The 17,455-nt window shown below is 51.9% G+C and carries 7 protein-coding genes; 6 read left to right on the top strand and 1 reads right to left on the bottom strand.

Annotation, left to right across the window (positions count from 1 at the left end; all coding sequences use genetic code 11):
• Together K5E19_RS18310 and K5E19_RS18305 are read left to right on the top strand one after the other, a co-directional pair.
• Positions 1-7,085 (top strand): Ig-like domain-containing protein (locus K5E19_RS18310; protein WP_221552460.1); only part of this gene is annotated, 7,085 nt, incomplete at its 5' end.
• Between the two features lie 162 nt (positions 7,086-7,247).
• Positions 7,248-8,117: an OmpA family protein gene (locus K5E19_RS18305; RefSeq protein ID WP_311775522.1), complete on the top strand. Its 870-nt coding sequence runs from the start codon at positions 7,248-7,250 to the stop codon at positions 8,115-8,117.
• Positions 8,118-8,209: 92 nt separating this feature from the next.
• Here the strand turns inward: K5E19_RS18305 and K5E19_RS18300 are convergent, their stop codons facing one another.
• Complete coding sequence (locus K5E19_RS18300; protein WP_221552457.1) at positions 8,210-8,905, bottom strand: LuxR C-terminal-related transcriptional regulator; 696 nt, start codon at positions 8,903-8,905, stop codon at positions 8,210-8,212.
• Positions 8,906-9,461: 556 nt separating this feature from the next.
• Between K5E19_RS18300 and K5E19_RS18295 the strand changes: the two genes are divergently transcribed.
• From K5E19_RS18295 to K5E19_RS18280, 4 genes are all read left to right on the top strand, one after another.
• Positions 9,462-10,601 carry a polysaccharide export protein gene (locus K5E19_RS18295; protein WP_221552456.1) on the top strand — a complete coding sequence of 380 codons (1,140 nt, stop codon included), beginning with the start codon at positions 9,462-9,464 and terminating at the stop codon, positions 10,599-10,601.
• Positions 10,602-10,603: 2 nt separating this feature from the next.
• Positions 10,604-11,053 carry a protein tyrosine phosphatase gene (locus tag K5E19_RS18290; protein ID WP_089598152.1) on the top strand — a complete coding sequence of 150 codons (450 nt, stop codon included), beginning with the start codon at positions 10,604-10,606 and terminating at the stop codon, positions 11,051-11,053.
• A gap of 17 nt (positions 11,054-11,070) precedes the next feature.
• Complete coding sequence (locus K5E19_RS18285) at positions 11,071-13,218, top strand: polysaccharide biosynthesis tyrosine autokinase (RefSeq protein ID WP_221552455.1); 2,148 nt, start codon at positions 11,071-11,073, stop codon at positions 13,216-13,218.
• Between the two features lie 283 nt (positions 13,219-13,501).
• The gene (locus K5E19_RS18280; protein ID WP_221552454.1) at positions 13,502-17,374 is read left to right on the top strand and encodes a filamentous hemagglutinin N-terminal domain-containing protein; all 3,873 of its coding nucleotides are present in this window, start codon (positions 13,502-13,504) and stop codon (positions 17,372-17,374) included.
• The last annotated feature ends 81 nt before the right edge of the window (positions 17,375-17,455 follow it).

Here is a 17,455-nt window from a genome sequence, read left to right as displayed (position 1 = left end):
GTACCTGGAGCTTCACGCCGAGCGTGGATCTGGGTCGCGGCGAGCACATCTTTACCGCCACGGCGAAAGATCCGATGGGCAACGAGTCGAGCAGCAGCAGCTGGACCGTGACCATCGATACTGATGCACCGGTGAAACCGACCATCGACGCGGCGCTGGACGACGTGGGCACCGTACAGGGCGCGCTGTCTGACGGCAGCAGCACCGACGACCCGACGCCAACCCTGAGCGGCAAGGCGGAAGCGGGCAGCACCGTGAAGATCTACGATCAGAACGGCCTGCTGGGCGAAGTGACGGCGAAAGACGACGGCACCTGGAGCTTCTCACCGGTCGCGAAGCTGCCGGAAGGCGAGCACCGCTTCCACGTGACGGCGACGGACAAGGCGGGCAACACCAGCGCAGCGTCCGACGACTTCGTGCTGAACCTGGACTACACCGCACCGGATGCAAGCAAAGTGAGCATCACCGACGTAGTGGATGACTTTGGTTCTGTGACCGGCTCCGTGACGTCAGGCGGTAAGACTGACGACAACACGCCGCTGATCAAAGGCACCGGTGCGGAAGCGGGCAACACCATCACCGTGTACAACGGCGACAAGGTGATTGGCACTGCCAAAGTGCAGGCAGACGGCACCTGGGAACTGCAGGTCACCAAGGCGCTGCCAGACGGCACCTATAACCTGACGGTTAAAGAGACCGACAGCGTGGGTAACACCACGGCGGCTTCACCGGAATACATTATTCAGATCGATGCAGGCGGTCAGCCGCTGCCACCGACCCTGAGCAGTGTCGAAGATGACGTCGCGCCGCATACCGGACCATTGCAGAAGGATGCGACCACCAACGACAACACCCTGCTTCTGACCGGTACTGCTGAAGCCAACGTGACGGTTCGCATTTACGGCGGCCCGAACGGCACCACTTTACTGGGTGAAACGCAGGCGGATGCCCAGGGCAAATGGAGCTTCAACACGCCGAAACTGGCAGACGGTGTCCATACGTTTGTGGCGGAAGCCATTAACGACATCGGACAGGTGAGCCCGCAAACCGGCGGATTCCCGGTCACGGTGGATACCAGCGCGCCGGGTGAAGTCACTGGCTTCATCGTTAGCGATAACGAAGGTCCGAAGACTGGCGTATTGTCCAATGGCGACACCACTGACGATGCGACGCCGACCATCAGCGGTAAAGCCGAGCCTGGCAGCGTTGTTCACGTCTACGTGAACGGTCAGGAAAACGGCACCGCGGTGGCAGACGCTAACGGTAACTGGACCTACACCACCGGTTCACTGGCGGATGGGGAATACACCTTCACCGCGCGCGCTGAGGATTCAGCGGGCAACCTGGGTGCAGAAAATGCTGGCGTCACCGTCACGCTTGATACCTCCAGCGTACCGGTCACTATCGTTCGCGTGATGGACGATAAAGGCACCGTAACCGGCGAACTGAAGGCTAATGATGTGACTGACGATGCCCGTCCGGACATTATCGGCAAGGCAAAAGCAGGCAGCATCGTGACCATCAAAGATGGCAGCGTGGTGCTGGGCACCGTGACGGTAGATGCCAGCGGTAACTGGACATTCACGCCAACCAGCGATCTGGGCGATGGTGTACACAACATTACGGCGACCGCTAAAGATCTGACCGGTAAAGAGGATACCTCCAGCACCTTCAGCTTCGAAATTGACAGTAAAGCACCGAATCGTCCGAGCATTGATTACGCGGAAGATCAGGTGGGTACCGTTAAGGACGATCTGAACAGCAACGACGTGACTGACGATCCGCAGCCAATCCTGCACGGTACGGCCGAAGCGAACAGCACCGTTAACATCTACTCCGTTGATGGCACGCTGTTGGGTTCAGTCACCGCGAACAGCAGCGGCGCGTGGAACTTCAAGCCGGGCAGTAAGTTGCCAGAAGGGAAAAACACCTTCTATGTGACGGCGACGGATAAAGCCGGGAACGTCAGCGACAAGTCTGCGGACTTCGTGCTGACCACCGACTACACCGCGCCGGATGCGAGCAAAGTGTTGATCACTGAAGTGGTCGATAACTACGGCAGCGTCACCGGTAAAGTGGAAAGCGGTGGTGTGCTGGATGACAGTCGCCCTGTCATTAAAGGTACAGGGGCTGAAATCGGTAACGTGATTACCGTTTACACCACGGATGCCAATGGTGCGACGAAAGTACTGGGTACAACCACAGTCGATGCCAACGGTACATGGACGCTGACGGTATCGGATGCGTTATATGCCGACCTGAACAAACTGACCGTGACGGAAACGGATACGACGGGTAACACCGCCAAACCATCCGATAGCTACGATGTTACGTTGTCCTCCGCGCCGGGTGTGCCAGTGATTGATGGCGTTACAGATGATGCGGGCTCTGCAAATGTCGAGCTGAGTAATGGTGGACTGACCAAAGACACCACACCGACACTGCACGGTACGGCGTCCGGTGTTGCTGGCAATACCGTGACGATCTACAACGGCAATCAGGTTGTGGGTACCACTACATTGGATGCGAACGGCAACTGGAGCTTCACGCCGGGCACGGCGCTGGCAGATGGCAGCTATCACTTTACTGTGACGGTCACCAACACTGCTGGCCAGGAAAGTGAGAAGAGCCAGGTCTACAGCATTGATGTTGATGCAACGGCACCTAATCCAGCGACGGATATTCTGATCGCGGATGATGTGTCACCAATTACGGGTAATCTGCAAGACGGTGATGTGACCGATGACAATAAACCGACCTTCAGCGGTAAAGCTGAGGCGGGAAGCACGGTCAATATCCTTGATGGCGGCAAAGTGATTGGCAGCACCACCGTTGACAGCAATGGAGACTGGAGCTGGACACCGGGTACGGCGTTAGTGGATGGCGATCACGCCTTCACGACAACCGTTACGGATAAAGCGGGTAATACCAGTACGCCAACGGGCGTAGTGAACATCACCGTAGACACTCAGGGCTCTACAGTTTCCCTGTCTGTCGATGGCTATCACGACGATGCGGGTACCAATACTGGCCTGATTCTGGGCAGCGGAACCAGCACTGACGATACCTCTCCGGTACTGCAAGGTAGCTGGACGGGCGATCTCGACGCATCGGACTCTATCCGTGTTTATCAGGATGGCATTCTGCTCGGTCTGGCCGTGCTGGATCGCACTAACCATACCTGGACGATGGCTGTGAACGGGTTGGCCAATGCCAATACCTATAAGTTTACGGTTGTGGCAGTCGACGCGGCGGGTAATGAATCAACGCCATCTGCTGAGTTCGCTCTGACTATCGATCAGGACGCACCGACCCAGACCGTGACCATTACCAGTTACACCGATGATGTGGGGCTGGCAACGGGTAACATGCCGGGCAACACCTCGACGGATGACCGACAGCCGGTGCTGAACGGTAAGGTAACGGGCACGCCACTGGAAGCTGGTGATGAAGTTCGTATCTACAGTGTGAACGACAATTCACTGCTGGGTACGGCGACGGTGAAGTCAGATGGAACCTGGAGCTTCGAGCTGCCGCCGCTGGAAGACGGCATGACCCACAGCTTCCGTGCTGTTGTGGCGGATAACGTCGGCAATGAAGGAACGCCATCCAGTGATTTTGCGATCACTGTTGACCTGAACCTTCAGGTTAACAAGCAGGATACATTGGACACTACGCCAATTGTATCTGGCTCTACCGGCTTTGAAATCCAGCAGGGTGAGTACGTTGAAGTCACCGTAAACGGTAAGACCTACAGCTCCCAGAATGGGCAGGTTGTGGTCGATATGCGTAACAACACCTGGTATGTACAAATCCCGGATGCTGATGCGCTGAACGTGGGGACATATGACGTTAAGGCTGTACTGTTCGACGCAGCAGGCGTGCAGATCGCGACGGATGATTCGTCAAATGAGCTGGTTGTCTCACCAACACCGAAGGTGAGTGTCGGTGCAGGGGGCGGCGATCCGGATCAGAAAGCGACATCTGTTACCCTGAGCGAAGACGGCACATGGCGTATTCACTCTAACCAGACCATGCTGGATTCGACGGCGACGTCGTCTTCATCGCTGGGTGATTTCTCTTCAACGAGATTGCAAAGTAACTCCGGAACGGGCTACAGCTCGAACAACTATGTGCAGAACGCCACATTCATCGACTACAACCGCGATGGCATGATGGATCTGTTTACCGTTGATAGTAACTATGACGACGGCCAGCAGATGTTCTACTACAACGGTTCGACCTATACCGCCTACCAGGTGGGTGCCTTTGAACGGGCGCCGCAGACTGGCGAGTTCGCAGGTGATGCGAACACGGACGGCAGCGCGAACACCTGGAGCTGGTACGGCGGTATCGTCGCTATCGATAAGAACGGTGATGGTTACGTTGATATGATCAACGGTGACCAGACGCCTAACGACAGTGCTATCCGCGGTGGCTATGGTTCGCAAATCGTACTGAACAACGATGGTACCGTTGTCGGTATGAGTAAAGACGGCACATTCGCGACCGACTATGCGGCAGATTCAGGCTATGACCCAATTGGTCTGGATCAGGCGCAGCCGGATATGGAACTGTCAGGTGTGGACATTAACAACGATGGTATCGTTGACTTTGTAATGCACAGTCAGAACATCGTTTCAGATGGTTCGCGTATCGATGCCAACGGCGCGACCGACAGCTCCGCTGCTCGCAGTACTAACCAGGCGCGTCTGGTCGTGGTGAACGGTACTAACAACGGTAACTGGAAAGTCACGCAGATTGTAGACAACGTCTTCCAGCGTGGTTCTGACAGCGACCCGGGTATCGGTAACGGTGTGGCCATGACCTGGGGTGATTACAACGGCGATGGTTACCTTGACCTGTTCCTGGGCCGAGGAAGCGAAAGCACGACCTCAGATTCGAGTGCGGGCAACAACGCCGGGGAATACGCCAGCCGTATTCATTTCAACGACGGCAACGGCAAGTTACTGTCGGATGATGGTGACAACAACGGTATTGGCAACCCAACGGGCATGTATACCTTCAACGATACGTTGGCGGGTGCAGCATCGCTGGCGCTGGACTGGAACCACGACGGCAAGATGGACGTCATTGAGCTGCCGGGTATGGAGTCGTCTTCTGGCGGTATCAACGATGCGGCGGCGACAGGGACAATTAACCTGTATACCAACACCTCGGTGAACGGTCATACGAGCTTCACGACGTCCAACCTGTTAACACAGGTCGGTAAGAGCACCATCGGTGGTTCGTCTACGGCTCAGCAGGTCAGTGGCGCTATCGCGATTGACGTCGATTGGGATGGCGATCGCGATCTGCTGGCATTTACCAGTGGTGGCACGACAACCTACATCGAGAACAAAAACGAGGTTGCGCACGGTACGTCGATTCATCTGCGTATTCTTGACGAAGGCGGCATCAACACCCTGTTCGGTAACACGGTACAGCTGATTGATGAAGCGACTGGCCAGGTGGTTTCCACCCAGGTCATCAACGCTCAGTCGGGTAACCAGACGAACGACAGCACCGCTATCGTGGACTTCTACAATCTGGATGCAACCAAGTCGTACAGCGCGGTCATTCTGCGTTCGGCGGGTGGGGCAGTGTCTAACGTGGGTGGCGTAGCCACTGCGGACGGCAAGGCAGTTCAGAATGTGAACAAAGCATGGGGCGGCTTGACGGCAGCAGAAGGTAACCATGCGTACGTGCTGACGACCGAGTCTGAAAGCAACGTGGCTAACGCCAGCGCGACGGGTGGCACCAACACCACGGGTATCGTGGGCACCGGTTACAACGATACCTTCTTCGCAACGTTGGGCAATGACCTGTACAACGGCGCAGGGGGTACAGAAACTGTTTCCGGCGTGAAGTCGTGGAACAATACCGGCGGTCTGGACATCGTTGACTACAAGCTGGCGGGCAGCACGCCTCTGAACATCGATCTGAATAAGACCGGTATGCAGAATACGGGCTTCGGTAGCGCACAGTTTGTCAACGTTGAAGGTCTGGCTGGCGGTTCTGGTAACGACACCTTTACCGGTAATGCAGCTAACAACTCCTTCGAAGGCCGTGCGGGTGCGGACACCTTCTATCTCGACAATGACGGGAAAGGCGGTGGTCAGGATACGTTGAAATACCAGGTCCAGGCGAATGGTAAAACCAACGGTACCGGCGGAAATGGCAGCGATGTGGTCCATGGCTTTGTTGTCGGAACGGTCGAAGCAACCAGGAAAGCGGATGTCATCGACATCAGCAGCCTGCTGGTAGGCTACGCGGGCGATGCTGACGGTGCAGCGCACTATATCAATGGTGTTGCAACCATCGATGCAGGTGATGCAATTGCGCAGTATCTGTCCGTAACCTACAACGGTAAGGACACCATTCTGAGCATTGACCGTGACGGCAGTGGTTCAGGCTTTGGTGCAAACCAGGTGCTGACCATCGCGGATACCAAGGTTGATCTTGAAACCCTGCTGGCTAACCATCAGCTGGTCATCAAAGGGCCGGACGTCTCAACGATGAACTACAGCGCGCTTAACGAAGGGGTAACAGTCAACATGTGGACTGGCTTTACCTCTGCGGGTGGCGAACTGGAAGACATCGTGAAGATCGTCGGTACCCAGACGGACGACACCATCACGGATAACTCGTTTAGCAACGTGATAGCAGGAGAAGGCGGTAACGACACCTTCTATCTGATGAACGGCGGAAACGATGTGCTGATGTACAACGTGCTGGAAGGTATGGAGAACGATGCTACCGGTGGCAACGGTCACGACACGGTCCACGGCTTCAAAGTGGGCAACGTGGAGAAAGACGGTGATGCCGATACGCTCAACCTCAGCGACCTCGTCGATTACAGCGGCCCGGTAACCTTCTTCGAGAATAACGGGAAGGTGGAACTGGACGCGGCGTCGAAAGGTCTTGAGGACTACCTGAAAGTGGATGTCGTGGGTAACGACACCGTGATTAGTGTCGATATCGACGGTCAGGGCGGACAACATGGCTTCACGCAGGTTGTCACACTGGCTGACGTTCAAACCGATCTGGTTACGCTGCTGCAGAATAACCAAATAATGATGTAACCCAGTAAAACCCGCCATCTTCGGATGGCGGGCTTTCTGCGCATATCTGAAGTAATACGATCAATCACTGGGTGAATCAGGAATTTGAAAATGAAAATAACCCCTCGGAATTTTAAAAAAATAAACCTGGCGTTCTGTGTCGCTGCTGCATTAAGTGCATTTATGGCCAACCCCGCTTATTCAGCTGAAAAAGTGGAAAAGGCCATTGATTTACCGGTAGTGATCAAACCGACGCCAAAAAATACGGCACCGCAACCTTATCGTCCAGTGGCGGGCGTGACGCCTGAACTGGCACAGGTTGTCGTCTATTACCCACAGGGCACAGTTCCTGCAGCGGTCTATGTTGACCGCGAGCTGCAGTCCGTGTTGTTACCAGGACAGTTTACCGTTCTGTGTGCGGCACCTGGCGCGCACACGGTGGAGTCATTCTTCAACGATCACCCGACGTATCAGGGCAAGCAAAACCCTCAGCAGCAGTTGAGCACCGAAAGCGCACAGACCTATTTTATTCAGGTTAATCCGGGCACTGCGGGCAATACAGCGGCGCTGGAGGAACGTTCGCGTGCGGAAACGCTCCTGAAAAATATGCACAAGCAGACCAAAATTATTAACCGAGCATCTCAGGTCAAACCCTGTGATTACGTTAATAACACCGGCGTAGTGCTCATTCAGGAACAGGTGCTGTTCCGCTTTGCGGCGAGCAACTCAGCGGGAATTTTTGCGGAATCTCGTAAGAAGCTGGATGACGTGGTGAAGTTTATCCGTCAGGCGAATAACGTTCGTGAGATCCAGATCGTGGGCTATACCGATGCGATTGGTAGCCGTGAGGCCAACCAGCGTCTGTCTGAAGCACGTGCGAATACCGTTCGTTCGTTGCTGATCGAGAAAGGGATCAAGCCAGAGATGATCAACAACACCGTTGGTCAGGGCGTGGCGCAGAGCGCTGAAGGTTGCGGCACCCGTGCCAACCAGCAGGCAGCAGGCTGTAACGTTAACAGCCGTCGTGTGGAAATTTTAGTGAAAAGCCACTAAGCCGCGCGTATGACTAAAATACGGATCGCAGAGATGCTATCCGTATTTTTTTTATTGGTATATCAAAGAGAAAGGTCCTGAAAAACGAGGTGTCATGCAAACTGTGGTTCGTAGGTTTTGATCTTTGCATTGGTGTACTGCTTTTTCTTTTCTCGAATTATCTCATGCTCAATTGACGCTTTAATAATCTCGCCGCAGGAATATATTTTCTTTAAAGAGTTAAAGCCCAGCTGTTTCATTATGTTGTTGGTGTACGTATAGGTAGTTTTGGGCTTAATGTTGTGCACGATACTAATATCGTCAATGGAATAACCCGCAATCATCAGCTTTAACACACAGAACTCCATGTGCGTCAGTTCGATGTACTTCTTGATGATTTTGTTTTTGCTTGGGTGACGCTGAGTATGCATTTTTTTTATGATCTCATCGTTCGTGAGATTGTTAATATTTACCAGGCGATGCTTGTAATGAGAGCAAATGCAGGAAAACAGCTCCGGAAAAATATCCGAGTGATAAGCAATAATGATTTCTGAAATGGCTGCGTTATTTGTTTTTCTGCGTAGAGAAATCAACCAGTGGAAATAAACAATATTGCTGTATATGGAGTCAGGTAAAACCAGGTACAACGTATAAAAAGATCCTCTTCTGACCTCCTTCGCCCAGGCAAACAAGTTTTTTTGGTTATCAAACGAGATGATTTTCTCTTTACTGAATGTACCGGATAGCAAGTGACGCAGGCCGATGTTACTGAAGTTACATCGGGATAAAATAACTCTGGAGGTATCCATGGGTATTCCTTTAGTGAACTATACCCGTCATACTTCAAGTTGCCTGTGCGTTGGCTTGACTCGGCCTGTGGCCTCGCCCCTTCAGGGCCAGCGCAAGCGCTGTTCAAACTGGCCAGGCCAGTTTGTCCTCGCTCACCCCAGTCACGTACTTATGTACGCTCCTGGGGATTCGCTGCGTCGCCGCCTTCATGCAACTCGAATTATTTAGGCTATAAAATGGCAAAAAGTCCATCTTCGTAATCTTTGCATACCGACAGACAGGTATTACGGTATGAATATATTTATATTCTACACGATATAAAAAAAATCTTGATTGAGAAGACTCCCTGAACAAATGGGAATTGTTTACCTGAGTCGCAAGGTTTTCTTTTTAGACATTAATGTAAGAATGCGAGGTTTTCAACCAGGAATATTCCACGTATGCAGGACAGATAAAAGGGGAGTCGTTATAATTTCAACAGTTATGATTTACGTTTATTACTCCTCGTTAGCGATGTTTAGTCTGGTGGAAAATTAAAAGGGAATGTCATTGTTCAGAGGTGACATTGAGAAAAGCATGAAGAAAATTTCAGTTCTGTTTATTTTAACCTCTATTATTTTGCTTGCAGGTTGCCAGATTACGCCGGGCAGCCATATTGATACGTCCGGGAAAAAAATTGTCCAGGCACAGGATGATAAAACGCTCAACGACGTCGAAATCAATGTTTATCCCGTTACGCCAGCCCTGATTGAGCGGCTACGGGAAAACGTGATGGTTGCGCAGGGTAATGCCGAGCTGAACAAGCGTCTGGACGCGTATGAGTACCGTATTGGCGTGGGCGATATCATTATGGTGACGGTGTGGGAACACCCGGAGCTCACCACGCCGTCAGGCCAGTATCGCAGCGCCAGCGACACCGGCAACTGGGTCCATTCAGACGGGACCATCTTTTATCCTTACATCGGCAAAATTGCCGTGAAGGACAAAACGGTGACCGAAGTGAGGGAGATGATCACCGAGCATCTGGCTAAATATATTGAATCCCCGCAGGTCGACGTGGGGATTGCCGCATTCCGCTCGCAAAAAGTGACGGTCTCAGGCGAGGTGAATCAATCCGGCCAGCAACCTATCACCAACGTGCCGCTGACCATTATTGATGCGGTAAACCAGGCGGGCGGGCTGACCGAGAATGCAGACTGGGGCAATGTGGTATTAACCCAGGGCGGTAAGAAGTCGAAGGTCTCCCTGCAGGCGCTCATGCAGTATGGGGATTTGCAGCAAAATAAACTGCTCTACCCTGGCGATATTCTCTATATCCCGCGTAATGACGACTTAAAAGTCTTTGTGATGGGGGATGTCGTCAAGCAAACCACCATGAAAATGGATCGTTCCGGCATGACGCTGACAGAAGCGCTGGGGAATGCTGAAGGGATCAATCAAATGACAAGCGATGCAAGCGGCATATTTGTCATTCGCTCCGAGGCGAAACCTGATGCAGAAGCGGGGAAACAAGCGGCTATTTATCAGCTCGACGCGCGTGATGCCACCGCGCTGGTATTAGGCACGGAATTTAAGCTTAAGCCATACGATATTGTCTATGTCACGACGGCGCCGGTTGCACGCTGGAACAGGGTGATTAACCAGTTAATGCCAACCATTAATGGTATTTACAGCCTGACAGAAACCACGCGCTTTGTCAGAAACTGGGGTAACTGATCGTGTATGGGCGATATACCTCCATCCTGGTCGTCTGCACGGGCAATATCTGTCGTTCACCGGCTGGGGAACGGATTTTGCGTTCGCGCTTACCCGGCATGAGGGTGGACTCTGCCGGTATTTCAGCGTTAACAGGGGAACCGGCGGATCCCGTCATGCGACAGTCGGCCAGCAAACAGGGTTTTTCTTTAGAGGGTCATCTTGCCCGACAGCTTACGCCTGCTATGTGCCGTGAATACGATCTAATCCTGACCATGGATAAGCATCATATTGAAGCGGTTACACAACTGGCGATGGAAGCCCGGGGTAAGACCTTTTTATTCGGATATTGGCTTCAGCAACTGGAAATTTCAGATCCTTATCGCCGGGGAGCAGAAATATCCGACATCATTTTCAAACAACTTTTTTCCGCTGCCGAAGAATGGGTCAAGGTTTTCCAGCAGGTTAAATAATCAAGGCTGATTAGAGTATGTATAACAAACACGTTAGCAATGCCCCTCCCGATCCTGTTCAGCGGGCGGAGGACATTGATATTGTTCAAATCCTTAAAGTGCTGTTTTACAGCAAAGTCTGGATAGCGGCGACGACCATTCTGTTTATCATTATGGGAATTATTATTGCTAACATCTCGACGCCGATTTACAGAAGTGATGCGTTAATTCAGGTTGAGAAGAATTCCTCATTAAGTATTTTAAACAAGCTGTCTACCATGCTACCGGAAGGCTCCGGAGTCAGTTCTGAATCCGAAGTGTCAATACTCAAATCACGGTTAGTGATGGGTAAAACGGTACATGATTTGAAGCTGGATATTGTCGTAAGAGAAAAAACCTATCCTGTTGCGAATGCCACTCTGCAGCGTCTGCTGGGGCATGAGCCGGCGACGCTCGATATTGCCTATTTGTCCGTACCGGAAAAATGGATTAATACCCCGCTGAATCTGGACATCGCGGTTTCTGGAGACTTCGCCCTGCACGTGGGGGATGCCGTCGTGAAAGGTAAAGTGGGTGTTCCTGTTCAGGCCAGCGGTATTGAGCTTCTGATCGAGTCTGCCAAACTCACGGAAAACACCGCGTTCATTGTGACGAAGCGCAATGAGTTTTCGGTCATTGAAGAGCTCAAAGAGCGCGTCTCCATTGATACCAAGTCGGGGGGGAATGGCATGCTGCACCTGAGCATGATCGGCCCCGACCCGGTGACGATCAGCCAGATCCTGGACAGTATTGCTCAAAACTATTTGGCGCAGGACGTTGAGCGCAAATCAGCAGAGGCAAGCAAAAGCCTGGCGTTTTTAAATAAACAGCTTTTGCAGATCAAAAGCAATCTGGTTAACGCCGAGAGTAAACTGAATGAATTCAGAAAGAATAATGAGTCCGTTGACCTGTCATTAGAAGCTAAATTCATTCTGGATAACGTCGTCTCTATTGATACGCAGCTCAATGAACTGACCTTTAAAGAGGCAGAAATTTCCAAGCTGTATAAGCGTACGCACCCGGCCTATAAAGCGTTATCTGAGAAAAAAGCCATTCTGGTAGCAGAAAAAGAAAAGCTGAACCAGCGTATTAGCGCGATGCCCAGCACCCAGCAAGAAATTTTAAGCATGACCCGCGATGTCCAGATGGGTAATGATATTTATATGATTTTGCTGAATAAACAGCACGAGCTTAATATCAGTAAGGCCAGTACCCTGGGGAATGTGCGTATTATTGACCATGCGGTCACGCAGCAGAAACCGGTCAAACCGAAAAAAATATTGATTGTTCTCTTATCAGCCTTAATGGGGTTCCTCTTTTCTTCCGGGGTCATCCTTGTTCGCAACATGCTGATAAAAGGGATCCGGCAACCAGCTGAGCTGGAGAAACGTGGCATTCCTGTCCTTGCCGTTGTTCCCCTGGCGCCTGAGTTAACGAAGCGCAGACGGTGCCGCGCCATTCCAACTTACCAGTCTGACGAGCTGCTGGCGAAATCGACGCCAACGTCGCTGGCGGTCGAAGCGTTAAGGGGGCTGCGTACCAGCCTCCATTTTGCGATGCTGAAATCGGACAACAAAATATTAATGATCTCCGGGACGTCGCCCGGGGTCGGTAAATCTTTCGTGAGTTCTAACCTCGCCGTACTGATGGCGCAGGCGGGTACGCGGGTATTGTTGATCGACTGCGATTTACGACGAGGGTATTTGCACCGTGTTTTCTCTGCGGCAGAAAATGGCGCGGGGCTTGCGGATTATTTATCTCAGGACATTAATATTTCGACTGTTATTCAGCACACGGAATACCCGGAAGTGGATTTTATTGGTCGCGGACGAATGACCAATAATCCTGCTGAGCTTTTTATGTCTGAGAAATTCAAGACGCTGCTCACGTCGTGCTCAACGCAATATGACGTGATTATCATTGATACCCCGCCGATCCTGAGCGTGACGGATGCGGCCATTGTTGGCCGATATGCATCAACATCACTGATGGTGGTGCGCTTTGAACAGAACTCCCTGAAAGAGGTGGAGGCAGGACTGCGCCGCTTCGATCAAAATGGCATCGCCATCCAGGGCACCATATTTAACGGTGTAGAGAAGCGCGCCGCTGAACCTTACACCTACGGCGACTATTCCTATCAGGAATAAAGTCTGATTACGGAACAGGTCAACACTATCCGGGATGTATAAAATTCCGAATATTGGATGACTTGTTCCTAATCAAAAGTTCCATATATGTGGTGCAGTCTGAATGCCAATTCAGATCAAAAATGACAGAATTAGCCTCAATTCTATGCTCTTAAATTCTAATTAATGAAATGGTAGGAAACCACAGGAGGTCAATCATCATAGGATGTGAAGTTATTATTTAGAGTGGCGAAGTTATATTTCTAAAAGAATGTAATGATTCCGTAATAAAGAGTAGGTAATAATGAAAAGTAAAAAGAATAATGTCTTTCAATTAGAGCTTAAGTGGCACCCTGTTGCCGCTTCGGTTCTGCTCGCTCTGCCATTTGTTGCGCACACAGCAGAGATCAGCATGAAGAACGGTATCGTTTCTTCTGCTGGAAACGTGCCTGTCATTAACATTAACAAAGCCAACGATAAGGGGCTTTCGCATAATGTGTATGACAAGTTAAACGTGGACAATAACGGTCTGATCTTCAATAACAGTGCTGCAGGAGCGAATACCGTTCTGGCAGGCCAGATTCAGGGTAACAGCAACCTGACCTCCGGCTCAGCGAAAGTTATTCTGAACGAAGTGACCTCGAAAAATGCCTCTGCTATTAACGGCATGATGGAAGTCGCAGGTGATAAGGCAGATTTAATTATCGCCAACCCGAACGGTATTACCGTTAACGGTGGGGGTTCAATTAACACCAGTAAATTGACCCTGACGACCGGTACGCCGGATATTCAGAATGACCAGCTGGCGGGTTACTCCGTCAACGGTGGCACCATTACCCTGGGTAAACTGAATAACTCCAGCCCAACTGAAATTCTGTCTCGTAACGTCGTTGTGACGGATAAAGTCACCGCTAACGAGCTGAACGTTGTGGCGGGCAATAACTACGTTAACGCTGCAGGCCAGGTGACCGGGTCGGTAACCGCTGCCGGTACGCGTAATGCCAATAGCATTGACGTTGCTGCGCTGGGCGGCATGTATGCCAACAAGATCAACCTCGTCAGCACCGAAAGCGGTGTCGGCGTCCGTAACCAGGGCGTTATTGCGGGTGGTCTCAATGGGGTCAATATTGACGCCAACGGCCAGCTGCTGAACAACAATGCACGCATTGAGTCCTCTGGTCAGATCAATATCAAAACCAATGGCGCACTGAGCAACACCACTGGGGATATTACCTCCGTTGGGACTATTGCGCTGGACACCAACAAAAACAGCCTCAATAACAGCCGTTCGGGCAACATCTCGACGATGGCTGACCTCTATGTCAACAGCGGCGCTGTCGACAACACCAACGGCAAAATGGCGGCGGCGGGTATGCTGGCGGCCGACACCAACGGCAATACCTTAACCAACTACGGTAAAGGCAATGCGGTTGGGATTGAAGCCGGTATCGTGGCGTTAAAAACCGGTACGCTGAACAACAGCAACGGTCAGATTAAGGGCGGATACGTTGGCCTTGAGTCTGCCGCGGTGAACAACAACAGCGGTTTGGTTGACTCCCTGGGTGATGTGAACGTTGTCAGCGGCGGCAACGTCGACAACAACAGAGGCATGATCCGTTCCGCAGGCGGCTTCACGAAAATCGCGGCCAAAGGTGCGGTTAACAACGGCGCGACCAAAACGGCCGATACCGCCAGCGATGACTCTTTAGGCATTATCGCCGAGAAGGGCGTGCAGATTGCGGCGAACAGCATCAATAACAACGGTGGACAGATGGCGTCGAATGGCGATATCTCCCTGGAAAGCGCCGGCGCTATTGATAACTACTCCGGCAAGCTGAACTCCTCCAGCAAAGTGATTGCCAAAGCGGCCTCTATGCGTAACGACAACGGCGGCGTGGCAGGTAAAACCGGCGTTAGCGTTGCGGTGGGTGGCAACATCACTAACTACATCGGCGTTTACAGCTCAGAAGAGGGCGATGTCGCTCTGGCAGCCAACGCCCTGAACAACCGCGGCGGCTTCATTATGGGACAAAACGTCTCCATTAATGCCAACGCAGGCGTGAACAACAACACGGCGTTCATCGTTGCAAGCAAGGTATTGAGTGTCACTGCTGGCGATAACATCGAAAACCGCTACGGTACCGATTTTGGTTCTGCGTTCGGCACCTACTTCGGTATGCCGCAGCAGAACGGCGGTATGGTCGGTAAAGAAGGCGTTTCGCTGTCCGCGAATTACATCTACAACAACCAGAGCCGTATTGTTGCTGAAGATGGCCCGCTGACCCTGCTGGCAAAAGGCAACGTGGATAACTCCCGCGCACTGCTGGTGAGCGGTGGGGATGCCAACATCAAGGTTGGCGGTACGTTGAACAACAACTACTCCACCCTCTACAGCATGGGCAACATGGCTATCGAGGCCAACAGCCTGAGCAACTACAGCGACGGCGCGCTCGAAGACAACAATGCAACGGGCGTGATTGCGGCGGATAAGAACCTGACCATGAATCTGAAGGGCAGCCTGACCAACTATGGTTGGATCAGCAGCCTGGGTGATGCCATCGTCAACATTCTGAACGGCTCTTTCACCAACCGTAATACCGTTTCTGCTGAGAAATCGCTGACGGTATCCGCGCTGACCGGTATCGAAAACCTGAAAGATATCGCCGCAGGCGAGAATCTGGTGGTGAACACCCAGCGTGGCGTGACCAACAACTCCAACAGCAACATGGTTGGTGATAAGGTTACGATCTCAGCGGGCTATGACATCAATAACCGCGGGAATATCGTTGCTGACAGCAGCCTGGCAATGAGCGCGAAAGGCAATATCTATAACGATCTGAATATGATCAGCTATGGTGATGCCACCTTAAGTGCCAATACCATTGATAACAACTCGCGCAAAATCAAAGCGGTCGGTGATTTAACGCTGACTGCCGCCGGAAATGTTAACAACAGCCGCGGTGAAATCAGCTCTGAGACTGGCGACGTAACTATCACTGCAGGTGGAACGGTTGATAACTACTACGGTCAGATCTTGTCCGGTAGCGACATTGCCCTGAAAGCGAACCGACTGAATAACGATTACGGTCGGGTTGCGGCCTACGGCAATATCGATCTGGCGCTGACAGGTTATTTCGACAGCAACCGTGGTTCAGTTCTTTCGCAGGCGGGTGACATCAAGCTGGCTGCCAGCACCGTTGATAACAACAACGGTCTGATCGCAGGTAAGAACGTTACCGTCGATGCACAAGGAACTGTCTACAACAACACCGCAATGATCGTGGCGGACAACAAGCTCACCGTTAACGCGGCAGGGAATATTGAAAACCGTGACGGTAACAACTTTGTTCGTAGTCATGGCGAAACCTTCGGCGTGACGGGCGATGTTGGCGGCATGATTGGTCGTGAAGGCGTGTCGCTTTCCGGTCAGAACGTCTACAACAACAACAGCAGCATCATCGCGGATGACGGTGCGCTGAGCGTGCTGTCCAAAGGGACGCTGGATAACACCCGTGCGATGCTGGTAAGCGGTGCTGATGCGGTTATCAAAGCAGCGGGTACGTTCTATAACAACTATGCGACCACCTACAGCGCGGGCAACCTGGACGTGACTGCAGGCACGCTGAGCAACTACAGCGATGGCAGCATGGAGAGCAACACGGCGACCGGCGTTATCGCGTCAGACAAGAACGTTAATCTGACCGTTGATAACAACGTCACCAACTACGGTTGGATCAGTGGTAAAGGCGATCTGAACTTCAATGTCCTGAAAGGTGCACTGACTAACCGCAATGCCATCTCTTCAGGTAACGCACTGGCGATTAATGCCCTGAACGGTGTTGAGAACTTTAAAGACATCGTGGGTGTGACCAGCGCGAAAATTGATACACAGCGTCATGTGACCAATAACGCCAACAGCAATATCCTTGCGCAGAATATCGCGATTAATGCCGGTGCCGACATTAACAACCGCGGTAATATCGTGAGCGATTATACCCTGTTGGTGAAAACAGCGGGCAATATTTATAACTACCTGAATATGGTGAGTTACGGTGTTGCCGGTGTGACGACCAATAATTTGACGAACAGTGGAAGCAATGCTGTATTCGGCGGTCTGTCTGGTATGGAACTTAATGCAAATAAAGTCACCAATACCGGCGATATTGTAGGTCTGTAATTTATAAGGTGTAACACAAGGCAGCAGCTATCGTCTGATAGCGCAAAGTCAACGCGAGAACCTGCTGCCTTTTTTTTCTGA

The organism is Enterobacter sp. RIT637, assembly GCF_019718755.1.
Taxonomy (GTDB): domain Bacteria; phylum Pseudomonadota; class Gammaproteobacteria; order Enterobacterales; family Enterobacteriaceae; genus Enterobacter.
This window is presented reverse-complemented; position numbering and strand designations above follow the sequence as displayed.

Coding starts and splice junctions, on each gene's coding strand:
- K5E19_RS18295 (WP_221552456.1), top strand. CDS start 9,462: ATGAAGAAAATTTCAGTTCTGTTTATTTTAACCTCTATTATTTTGCTT.
- K5E19_RS18300 (WP_221552457.1), bottom strand. CDS start 8,905: ATGGATACCTCCAGAGTTATTTTATCCCGATGTAACTTCAGTAACATC.
- K5E19_RS18285 (WP_221552455.1), top strand. CDS start 11,071: ATGTATAACAAACACGTTAGCAATGCCCCTCCCGATCCTGTTCAGCGG.
- K5E19_RS18280 (WP_221552454.1), top strand. CDS start 13,502: ATGAAAAGTAAAAAGAATAATGTCTTTCAATTAGAGCTTAAGTGGCAC.
- K5E19_RS18305 (WP_311775522.1), top strand. CDS start 7,248: ATGGCCAACCCCGCTTATTCAGCTGAAAAAGTGGAAAAGGCCATTGAT.